This window comes from Leptospira weilii serovar Ranarum str. ICFT (assembly GCF_000332415.1).
In the GTDB taxonomy this organism is placed as follows: Bacteria; Spirochaetota; Leptospiria; order Leptospirales; family Leptospiraceae; genus Leptospira; species Leptospira weilii_A.
Map to the genome: position 1 here is coordinate 1 of NZ_AOHC02000003.1, position 10,862 is coordinate 10,862.

Below are 10,862 nucleotides of genomic sequence, written 5' to 3' on the forward strand. Positions count from 1 at the left end.
ACCACACCTAGTATAAATACGAATTTGGGTTAGTCAATTCTTTTGCTTCTTTTACACCTAGATATAGTCGCCGTCAATCAAGCCGTTTTTCTTTTCAACAATGTTAGGCTTCACCAACATTTAGGTTTTTTAACTCCTGAATTCGTTCATCGAGCATCATGATTTCTGTCAACCTGATTTTATGACTTTACACCTTGCCTGAAATAGGTTGACCTTTTTTTCGACTGAAAAAAAGGGAAAATGAACAAAAGACAAAAGTTAAACCAACTGAGAGAAGAATCGAGTCGTCAATTGCGAAGGTTCAGCGAGCCATTGAAACGTCAGATCGTGTCGGATATAGAAACGAAAGTGACGACGATCGCAGAGGTGAGTCGAGAGTATTCGGTGACGAGAAATTCGATTTACAAGTGGATCTATTCGTATTCAAAGAATCGAAAAAAGGGAGTGAGAACGGTCATCGAAGAAGAAAGTGTATCAACAAAGTTAGAAGCGCTGAAAGCCAAAATCAAAGAGTTGGAAAGTGTCATCGGTCAGAAGCAGATGAAGATCGATTTTCAAGAGAAGATGATCGAGTTTGCGGAGAAAGAATACTCTGTAGATATTAAAAAAAATTTGGTTCCAAACGCTGCTCTGGTATTGGGAAGAAAGGGCCGGACTGAAAATAAAAATGTCCGCGTTGTATTCAATGTTAGGCATCAGTAAACAGGCTTTCCATCAAAGGGTGAATCGTCATTTGCGTATGCAAGAGGAAATAAGTTATTTATTACTGATGGTTCAAAACATTCGTAAAGATCATCCTAAAATGTCCGTCAGAAAGATCTATCGAATGATGTGCCCTAAAACGATAGGTAGGGACCGTTTTGAGGCATTCTGCTTTGAACGCGGTTTCCAGGTAGTCGTTTCTAAGAATTACAGAAAGACTACAAATAGTTTGGGTGTTACGAGATTCCCAAACCTTGTTATTGGATTAAAAATTTCGAGACCGAATCAGGTTTGGGTGAGTGACGTTTTAGGAATTAGTGGCTAGGGATTAGGAATTAGTTACATTTTCCTAATAGAGAGATCGGACTTTAACAAAGTGTAATTTTCCTATTCTGCAAATCACCTATCAACTAATCCCTAAAACCTAAAACGTGAGCAATGAACTTTTTGCGGAACAAACTTCGATTCCTGCTCTCAAGATGGCGATTCGATTTCGTAAGTCTTTGAATCACGAGATTACAGGTGTCATTTTTCATTCGGACGGTGGCGGTCAGTATCATTCTAAAGAGTTCCTGGAGTTGACACGTATACACCATATCAAGAACAGCACTGCGTATGACGTTTATGAGAATCCGTTCGCTGAAAGAGTTAATGGTATTATTAAAAATGAATATCTCATTCCTTACGGCGTGGATTCCTTCGAACGACTTCAAAAACTGCTTCCCAAAGCGGTTGCACGTTCTAGGAGTTAGGAATTAGTTGATAGGGGTTAGTTACTTTTTCCTAATAGAGCGATCAGGCTTTAACAAAGGTTGATTTTTCTATTTCTGCAATCACCTAACGCCTAATTCCTAGTGACTAACCTGCCTATTCAGAAAAGCTCCTAACGCCTAGCGACTTGAAACCCCCGGACCCAATCTCGTTAAAACACAATAGAGTTGTTGAAAAATTCAATAGTCGCGATTCACAAAACTGCTTCAATTGTCCGTTTCAATGAAACAGAAACAAATGGAGAATTAATTTTTCAACAATTCTAATGAAATCTGTAATTCAGAAAATCTTCTAACCCCTAACTTCTAACCCCTAACTCCTAACCCCTAACTCCTAACCCCTAACTCCTAACTCCTAATCCCTAATCCCTAACTCCTAATCCCTAATCCCTAATCCCTAATCCCTAATCCCTAACCACTAGTTCCTAATTTTACTTGGGAAGATAGGGAAGTAATTCCTTAATCCGCTCCAAATCTTCAGGCAACATCTGAACTTTCACAAGGGCTTCTTTTTCCGGATCAAAGTAAACACAAGATACGGTCGGGCTCCAAACAACTTCCACATACATCATACGAGGTGTTACTTTGTTCTTTACCGCTTCCCCTAACTCAAAACCTTTTTTAATACCGTTTTCTTTCATTCTTTCACCAACTTCAAAAGCGATTCCCTCGCCGTTCTTCTAAAAGAAAGTTATCATTATGTTCCATATTACAAAAAATACTTCCAAAATTCATTTGTGATTTATATATGTCAACATATTCACAAATTGAAAACAGAAAATCAAAAAACAATTCTTCGTCCACTCAATTTTTGAGAATTTATAAAAAAGATACAAACCTCTCACCAATGAGGCGAAGTTACCTCGTTTACTCCCTGACTACATTAAGGAATTTCTAACTCTAACCATCGATTTTACAGGTTCTTTACTTTCCGTTTCATCCGTCGGTTGTCTTACAAATTCTCAAATCTCTCGACTAAAATACGCACTTTTTTAAACACCTAGTATAATTTCACTCTTTTGTGATTCATATATTCCGATATATTCACAGATACAAATATGAAAACCCGAATCGTTTCTTCGTCTACGACAAGTTCTACTGAACATACAAAAAGCAGGAATTCATATGATACGGCTTGGAAATTCATACTAGGTGTCGCTAACGGAAACGTATCCGATCAAGAACTCAAAAAAATACCCAAATCAACAGCTCACTCTCTCAAAAAAAAGGACCCGAATTCCTTTCGTAACGTCTACGGGTTTCGGTTTAACGGGCTGGAGCCGAATCTTCAAAGAGAAGCTAACTCCCTTTCCGTCCGCTTGGAAAACTCTCTTACCCTTCGAAAAGGTATCATCGCTCTTGCAAAAATCAAACTATGTCTTCTTCAAATCAAATCTCTTCCGAAAAAGATGAGAAACTCCGTTCAAGTTATACTAGATTGTTCGTACGATTCAAAGAGTTGAAAAACAAATCGGTTTTAAAAGAGCTTTAAGGAAGTTTCATATTTCCAAATCCACTTTTCACAGTTGGGCTTTCCAAGTTCGGTTTCAATGCAGTAGTTCCTTGGAAAATCTTTGTTACAAAAGATTCATCGGGCAGATCTCAAAAAAGGAAATCGATACTTTAAAAAACCTTCTGTTAGAAAAGGCCGTTTTGTTTTGGCCGCTTTCTTCCATTTGGGGATATGCTAGAAAGAACGATATTCTTCATTGTAGTTTGTCTTCCTTTTACAAATGGGTTAGAGTGGTTCGTCCCGAACTCTTTTCAAACAAGTTTAAAAAGTTAAGGAAAGAAGGTTTTAATACTTCGCGTCCCAATGAAGTTTGGCATTGTGATGTGACTCAGTTTGTTACCAAAGACAACATCAAATCCCATATCTATATCTTAATCGATAACTTCTCTAAGATGATTTTAGGGTTTAAAGTCGCTGATTCCGTTGACAGTTCCGTTTGTGCTTCTTTAGTCAAGGAAGCCGTTTTCAAGTATCAAACTTCTTTTTCTAAATTGACCTTACCCGATCTTTTTCCTTTAATCAATTTGAATCTCTCCAAAGAATCTTCTTTCGTTCATTTGATGACAGACGGTGGCCCGGAAAATCAAGGTGAATTAGAAAAAGTCATTTTTGAAAACAATCTGCCGATCAACAAAATCACCGCAGGGAAAGACGTTTCTTTTTCCAACAGTCCCATTGAGGCCATCAACAAAATTACGAAATACCAATGTCTTTATCGTCAAGAAATTAAAAACAGAGAAGAACTATTAAAAAAACTGAATGAATGGATTCCCATCTACAACCAAGAAAGGCCAAACAGAGCAGGGCGATATCTTCTCACACCGGCAGAAATTTATCAAGGTCATTCCGTTGATTCAGAGTTATTGAAAAAACAATCCAAAGAAGCTAAAAAACTTAGATACGATGCAAACAGAGTCGCCTCCTGCGGAGTTTGTTAGTTTTTACCCCGGGTCCTCCGAAAATAGTTTAGCTTTTGATAATAGGACCGTTTTCTGTTTTACAGTCCTGCTAATTTCATATCGGTTCACTATTGTGAACCGATATGTCCAGTTTTCACTTGGAATGTGCTAAGGTTGGGAATCAAGCACAAAAAGACAACTCGCTATTCTCCTTGGCAAAATTGCTATGCTGAACGCTGGATTAAGACTTGCCGCAATGAGTTTTTGGACTTCTTCATTCCAATCAACCAATACCATCTCGAGAAAAATCTAACTGAGTTCATTCATTTTTACAATCATCATCGAACTCATCTCGCTCTAAACAAAGACAGTCCCGTACCTTCTCCGATTCTGAAACGACCCACCGACGGTTCGGCGAAGCTTGTTGCTACTCCAATCCTCGGTGGATTGTATCATATATTTCGCGACCCATAGGAAGCGAAATTTGAGTTTACCTTCTTACGAAAAAGTCGCATAACCCGAATTAGCTGTAATTTCTGAAATTCACTTTCGAGTGAGTAGGGATGCCTATGTCCTGATCCTTCTTTGATTGTTAAAATCTGATTCAAAAAATGGTAAATTACTTTTTTTGAAAGTCCTTTCGAAGCAAAAACAGAGCCAAAGTTACACCAGCGCTCTGTTATATTTGCAAAAGCCTCTGTCATTTTAATTTATGCGAGGCTCAATATATTCTACGCAGCAATTCGTTTCTTTAAAATAAGAACCGTTTTCTTTTAAAATTTTATATAACTCCATTTTGCCAGACGGAACACCATCAACATCTCCAAAAGGTGAAGTTAGGATCTTTAGCTCGTTTGTATTGATGATTTCAAATTTTAAATATTCCTTTTTATCTTTTACCAATGAACAAATTGAGTTATTGCAAGTTAATATTGAATTATGAAAATCGTATTTAATAGACATATTAGGATTTAAAACTATATTATATTTTCCGTCATACAGGCTATTTGCCATTATTTGAATCTGATCTTCATCTTGCCATTCAACGATGTCGGTGATTGTCCAATTTCCAGTTAGATATTCCTGATTCTGAATCTTTTCTTTTATCATCTCAGGTAATTCTAAATAGCCACCGTATGCCCACCCTTTGTATTTTCCATATTCTATATATACCCATTTGGATGATACTGTTGTGCCATCATTTTTAAAGACTTCAGACTTATCTGATTTAATCAAAATAACTGAAGACATGTGTGGTATTCTAAGTATACTTTTGCCCTGAGAATTCGGAGTTTCATATAAGATAACGCCTGAGACGGGCAATACTAATGCCTTGACAACTTTCTCTTTGCGGCATTCGCAAAGAGAAAGAATCAGGATCAAGATTCCTATAAATCGAACACTTGACATATAATCGGAAACCACCTCTATATTTCGTAATGTAACTTATTCGCTATATAATTATTAATAGCCTTCTTTGTCCCAATTAAATTGCCGTGGATCTGTCGGTGTATTTTGGTTCCCATTTAGATAAATTGTAAAATGTGAATGGGCTTCACCAGATGTACCTGAATTTCCTGAATAAGCAATAATGTCCCCTTTTTTTACTGGTTGATTTCTTTTGACTAAAATTTGTGAATTATGCGCATAGTAAGTAGAAACCAATTTGCCCTCAGCGTTTCTATGGGAAATGTTAATCGCTGCTCCTCCGTCAAATTTATCCGTCTTATTGGGGTCCTTATAATTCAAAAACTCGCTTGGTTTATCATGAACTTTACCTACAACACCGTCAGCTACAGCCCGAACTGGAGTTCCTTCCGGAACAATAAAGTCAATTGCTCCATGTATCTTCGTGCCTCCTGCTCTTAATTGATTAAAGTCCCCATCTTTACCTGGTCTAAACTCATAAGGCATTCTAATTCCATCCTTTTCATAAATACCGCCATTCGTAGGAGTAGTAGGAGAGCTACTATGCTCTGGCTTCTGATTTCCACCCCCCGTCACCCGATCCCACAAGCCTTTCGCTCCATCTGCAATGGAACCAAGAGCATTCTGAATTACTCCACCATACAAAACGTTAGAACTCGCAGGCTTTTGACCGGCAGCCTTTTGACCTTCCAACTGTTGCAACTCCGCCATCTTCTTCGAAAGTTCTTTCGCCGCTCCCGCAACTCCAGAACCGCCGCCCGCGTCGCTCATCGAACCGTTTCCATCTGCGAGCAAGATCCCTTCACTCAACTCTTTCTTCAACTGATTGATTCTTTGATCAACAGGATCCGCAGGTTCTCCATTCGCATGAGGTGTTGTTCCATCGTCTCCCTCTCTTCTCTGAGTCGCAACCCCAGCACCTGCGATTGTCGCAGCTCCGGATTCCGCGTTATTTTTGTTTTGAGCATTTCTGGAAGCTTCTTGAGCGTCTGCGTCTTCTTTCGCCTGACCTGAAACAAAGTCAGCCTTCCACTTGTCGTTCAGAAAGTTCGTGTTTGCTTGGAAGCCGCCCGACTGACTCCAGTTACCCGCGTTCACACCTCCGGACGCATTCAAAGAAGCTGATACACCGTCTCGTTGGCTAAAGCTCAAACTACCGCCCGCACCTTTCATCTTGTTGGCAAGAGAATCTTTCGGTTGGTTCTTGTTTCCCGGAGCTTCGTAGCCGATATTACCGCCTACGCCGCCTTTCTCACTCCAGCTAATTCCTCCATTGATACCATTACTAAAACTTTTACTCGCACTAGCACCAAAGCCGTCGCCTTCGTTGTAGCTGATTCCGAGGTTCATACCTTCCGCAACTTCAAGCCCCGCGTTCACATTAGCTTTTCCTGTTTTACTGTTGTAGCTTAAACCAGCGTTAAATCCTTTGCCCGTAAATCCAACGTCCACAGTTGTGCCGCCTCTCTCCGAGATGCCAACGCTTACCGATGCCGGTCCGTAACCGACTCCGACGCTCGCGCCAAATCCGTTTTCTGCGGAATAGCTAAGTCCCACGTTAACCGCTCCACCGGTAAAACTTTTAACGGCAGCGCCCGCTGCTCCACCCACAGCGCCGACTAACGCACCTTTCAGTCCTCCGCTCGCCGCTCCGGTGGCTGCTCCGATTCCGGCTCCCACTGCCATCGCGATTGCCAAACTCGCTCCGCCGGTAAACGGAGCCGCTACTACCGCCGCCACACTCACTACCATCTGGAACTCTTGGGTTTGATAGAACTGTTCCTTCGGCTTGTTCATCTTTTCCATCTGGTTCGAGATCATCCAAGCGGGGATTCCCGTCGCCTTCGAAATCGCGTTCGTCGTCTCGTCTTTGACATACGCTTTCACGGCGTCTTTCATGCTGGAACCACCGACGAGCGCTCCCACTAAACTCGCAGGTAAACCCGTAGCTTCCGCCACTGCACCCGTTATACGGCTTTGTGCTTCCGATCGAACCGCTTGGGTAAATCTCTGGCCCATACTTCCGCTTCCGCCGTTCATTCCATTCAAGATTGTGAATATGAAACCCTTACTTTCCTTCTCCGCGTCATTCGCCTTCGCCTGTTTGTCGATCCGGGATTGGATGTCTTCCTCATACTGGGTATATTTCTGGTTTACGTTCGAAAGTTCTCTCTCCGCAAAACTCGTTCCGGACAACTTCAGTTTGAAGTCGTAGCCGAGATTCGATATATTAAAACCGGATGCTACGATCAGGTATTGCATTCCGTAACTGATTTCAACGGGAATTCCCTTCACGCTCACGCTGCCTTTCAGTTCTCGGTTACCCGCAAAGACCGTGTCCTCTATGTTAGCCCCGTCATACATCGCTTTGCCGGTTTTTTTCATGTCACCGCTTTGGCCTTTGAAACTTCCGGTAGAAAAGTTGTATTTCGATCCTTGTTCGTGGTAGTCTTTCAACCCGTTCATCGTAGGGTTAAACGTTTGTTTGAAGTTTCCTTCCAGTCCTTGAAACTCTGCTAAGATGTTGTCTTTGTTCTCTTTGTAGAGTTCCTTTTTGTAGTCTCGGATCTCTTGGTTCTCTGCGTATTCTTGTTTCACCTCGTTGGTCTTGTCACTAAACTGAGCGAACATCGTTTCTACGTTCTTCTGCATATCGTCGATGTAGTTCTTTACGTTAGCTACCATCTCCGCGCTAAACGTAGTCGAGTTCGGGTTCAACATGTCCACGCTCAGGTTTCCCGGACTAAACTTTGTCTCGATTCGTAGATATTGATATTCCATTTCGGGAGAGTAACTCGTGCTTTTCATCGCACTTCCGTCGATGGCAATTTCACCGCTGTAGATCTGTCTGTAGGCGGAAATCCCGTCTCCGTCCGCTCTAAATCCATATCCCGCGTCTCGGAGGTATTTGTATTGGTCTCCGTTGGTCAGGGCTTCCATCAACGTCTTCTGGAGATTGGCGCTTCTTTCTTCGTTGTCCTTTTGCAGTTTTTTGGCGTAGTCGTCCAAGTATTTAGACACAGCGCTGTTGGCTGCTAGGTTCATCGCCTGTCCGCTTCCTTGGAGTAGGGTTTGTAACGCGGAGAGGTCGTCGTTGTTCGTCACAAGGGAGTTCATGTGTGTTAGGAGTTCGTTCGCCTTCTCTTGTTTGGCGGCTAACTCTTTTTCTTGTGCCTGGATGTATTGGCTCACTCCGTTGTTACTTACTTCTTGCGGTAAAGAACTTTGGATGCTTGCGATCATGTCTTGCAATCCGTCGAGCAGTCCTCCGCCAATATCACGATTTGCTAATTCTTTGGATTCCAAAAGTAGCTTCTCGATCCGTTCTTTGTTCTCAGCGCCTTGCCGGTTCAAGTTCTGAGCCGTTTGCAACATTCCTTGGACTTGTCCGTAACTTTCTCCTTCCGCCAGGATTCCAGCGACCGCGTTCTTTCCGTCTTGGATCTGTTTGCCGATCTGAGTGGTATTTTGGAAGTTCTTGTTTAATAACGTATCTCTGTAACTCAAAAAAGAGTTTCTCGTAAAGGTAAGTCCTCTTGTGTCCACTTCCGTTGTGATCTCTTCCCCGAGGTTGAAGTATTTTTTCTTCAGATATCCGAGTGCGTTGTTCTTTTCTCTTACAGCATATCCGGTATACAGCGCCGCCTCGTCAAACTTCGCTTCGCCCTTCGCCTTGTCCGCAAGCTCTTGGTATCTTTCGGACTTCTCAAAATATTCATTCGCAACTTTTAAATACGTGATCTCATCATCCACCACTTCCGATTGTAACGTTGTAGCCACACCGATGTCCGCTATCATATCCGTATACAAAGCTTCCTTAGTTTGACTCGTGGTGTTTCTTCCGCTAAAGTTAAATCCGCCGTTCGTTCCGTTGATTTCACTTTGCCAATACGTTTGGTTCTGTTCATAGCCGCTGGCTTGGGTTTGTAAAGACTGCAGTTCCGTGTTGTCTACTATGTAAGCGCCGTTTCCGTAGATCGTTTGTGCCAAAGCATTGATCCGGTTGCTTGCGTTTAACTCCGCTGTTTTGTAGGCATCACTTCTTCCAAATGAATCCGCGATACTTTGAGACAACGCCGCTCCTTGCTGGTTCCAACTCGTTTGGTTTTGTTGATTGGTCAATACCTGTTGCATCACATTCCCAGCCGCAGAATATTGATACGTTTGATACAGTCCCGTCGCCGCGTTGTAGAGCTGTGTTGTGTTTGTTTCCGAGTTTGTAATCTGTGTTTGCAGTTGGTTCGCTTGTGTGATCGCGTTTGTTTGGAATTGAGTTTCTCCGTCTGGCGCTGTCACCGCTTGTTGCAGTGTATCTTTGGCGGACAAGTACCAATTCAGTTCGGCTTGTTGGAAAGTGGATATCGTGTTGTCCCAATTCTCTTCTCCGTTTCTGTACTGGCTGTCTGCGTTGTCTGCGCTTCCTTCGATCCCGGCTATTTGGTATCCGTATACTTCCGTCACCCAGGCGCCTCTCGCTGCTTTCATCTGTGCGATCTGGTCGTCGTAGTTGGTGATCGTACTTTGTTTGGTTTGTTCCAGTTCTAAAAGTTTGGCCTGGTATTCTTCTTCATACTGAGCCGATCTCGCTTCCCAGTCCTTCAACGGGTTCACAAGAGACAAGAACATAGAGGATATACTTGTAAATTGACCCGCCAATCCGGACCAAAAGTCTTGGTTCGCCTGCATCGCCGTATCGATGTATTTGTATTTGGTTTGGATCTGCACTTGGTTCGTCAGTCCTAACGAACTAAACCAGTTCGAGGAGGTAAGGGCCGTTCCACCTAACCACACTTTTGTTTCCAATGCAACGCTCGATCCCGCCACGGCGTTCCCCACTTGCGCGGATTGTCCAAATGCAGTATTATATCCTCCTAATATTGCATTTCGGATATTATTGTTGTTTGCAACCTGTTGTTGGTTGAACGATCCGCTTACAGATACCGTATAGTTTTGGTCGATGATCGTGTCTCGGGTATATCCACAGAATTCGTATCTGTCACCGCAATAAACTCCGTTGGACTCGTAACCTCCAAATCCTCCGCTACAGGTGCCGCCTAGATCTAACCATCCTTGACAACTGATCTGATAATGTGAACTTTCAAGATATGCAGAAGAATCGTATGATCCCTGGCCCACCGTACCGGTTTCGTCCGATTGATAGACCAAGGAACCGCTGCTCGCTCTCCAACCCAATACGCTTCCGTTACTGTGGTATGTGATCGATCGATTCCCGCTGGCTACGTTGTTACATCCCGATCCCGTATAATTGACGCAACTTACCGAAGAGTTTCCTACGATCTGGGAAAATGCCACCGTCTGTGTCGCATACGTCTCTTGCCATTTCGTTATGTTCCAGTAGTCCGCTTTGGCCGTTGCGTTAGAAATCTGATTTTGAAAAAAATTCCCTAACGTCTCCGCCAGTGTTCCCAAAGAAGCGTTTGTATTCAATGCGTCTTGTAGATCGTCAAGCAATCCATCCATGTCACCAAACACAGCAACTAAACTAGGATCACTCGATGCGCTGTTTTTCAGTTGATTTATACTAGGTGT

The 10,862-nt window shown here is 42.5% G+C and carries 7 protein-coding genes and 1 pseudogene; 5 read left to right on the forward strand and 3 right to left on the reverse strand.

Annotated elements, in window-relative coordinates:
* Positions 1 to 240 precede the first annotated feature (240 nt).
* Together LEP1GSC060_RS00160 and LEP1GSC060_RS20195 are read left to right on the forward strand one after the other, a co-directional pair.
* Positions 241 to 702: a transposase gene (locus LEP1GSC060_RS00160; RefSeq protein ID WP_002993203.1), complete on the forward strand. Its 462-nt coding sequence runs from the start codon at positions 241 to 243 to the stop codon at positions 700 to 702.
* A gap of 431 nt (positions 703 to 1,133) precedes the next feature.
* On the forward strand, positions 1,134 to 1,454 hold the full coding sequence (locus tag LEP1GSC060_RS20195) for a transposase (protein ID WP_002993208.1): 321 nt from the start codon (positions 1,134 to 1,136) through the stop codon (positions 1,452 to 1,454).
* A gap of 449 nt (positions 1,455 to 1,903) precedes the next feature.
* Here LEP1GSC060_RS20195 and LEP1GSC060_RS00175 read toward each other — a convergent pair whose 3' ends face one another.
* The gene (locus LEP1GSC060_RS00175; protein WP_002993199.1) at positions 1,904 to 2,113 is read right to left on the reverse strand and encodes a hypothetical protein; all 210 of its coding nucleotides are present in this window, start codon (positions 2,111 to 2,113) and stop codon (positions 1,904 to 1,906) included.
* 417 nt (positions 2,114 to 2,530) lie between these two features.
* Between LEP1GSC060_RS00175 and LEP1GSC060_RS20430 the strand changes: the two genes are divergently transcribed.
* The 3 genes and pseudogenes from LEP1GSC060_RS20430 to LEP1GSC060_RS19050 all read left to right on the forward strand — a co-directional run.
* Positions 2,531 to 2,935, forward strand: a complete 405-nt coding sequence (locus LEP1GSC060_RS20430; RefSeq protein WP_002993206.1) for a hypothetical protein — start codon at positions 2,531 to 2,533, stop codon at positions 2,933 to 2,935.
* 100 nt (positions 2,936 to 3,035) lie between these two features.
* Positions 3,036 to 3,923 (forward strand): DDE-type integrase/transposase/recombinase, encoded by an 888-nt coding sequence (locus LEP1GSC060_RS20435; RefSeq protein ID WP_002993201.1) that lies wholly within the window; start codon positions 3,036 to 3,038, stop codon positions 3,921 to 3,923.
* Positions 3,924 to 4,037: 114 nt separating this feature from the next.
* Positions 4,038 to 4,358, forward strand: a pseudogene (locus LEP1GSC060_RS19050) (integrase core domain-containing protein); the annotation flags it as partial.
* Between the two features lie 231 nt (positions 4,359 to 4,589).
* Here LEP1GSC060_RS19050 and LEP1GSC060_RS00185 read toward each other — a convergent pair.
* Together LEP1GSC060_RS00185 and LEP1GSC060_RS00190 are read right to left on the reverse strand one after the other, a co-directional pair.
* The gene (locus tag LEP1GSC060_RS00185) at positions 4,590 to 5,267 is read right to left on the reverse strand and encodes a hypothetical protein (RefSeq protein ID WP_196221618.1); all 678 of its coding nucleotides are present in this window, start codon (positions 5,265 to 5,267) and stop codon (positions 4,590 to 4,592) included.
* An 81-nt stretch (positions 5,268 to 5,348) separates the two neighbouring features.
* A partial coding sequence (locus LEP1GSC060_RS00190) for a peptidoglycan DD-metalloendopeptidase family protein (RefSeq protein WP_036094871.1) occupies positions 5,349 to 10,862 on the reverse strand: 5,514 nt, incomplete at its 5' end.

What these genes read in the sequence shown, in the direction of transcription:
- LEP1GSC060_RS20430 (WP_002993206.1), top strand. Translation starts at nt 2,531, where the DNA reads ATGAAAACCCGAATCGTTTCTTCGTCTACGACAAGTTCTACTGAACAT.
- LEP1GSC060_RS00160 (WP_002993203.1), top strand. Translation starts at nt 241, where the DNA reads ATGAACAAAAGACAAAAGTTAAACCAACTGAGAGAAGAATCGAGTCGT.
- LEP1GSC060_RS00175 (WP_002993199.1), bottom strand. Translation starts at nt 2,113, where the DNA reads ATGAAAGAAAACGGTATTAAAAAAGGTTTTGAGTTAGGGGAAGCGGTA.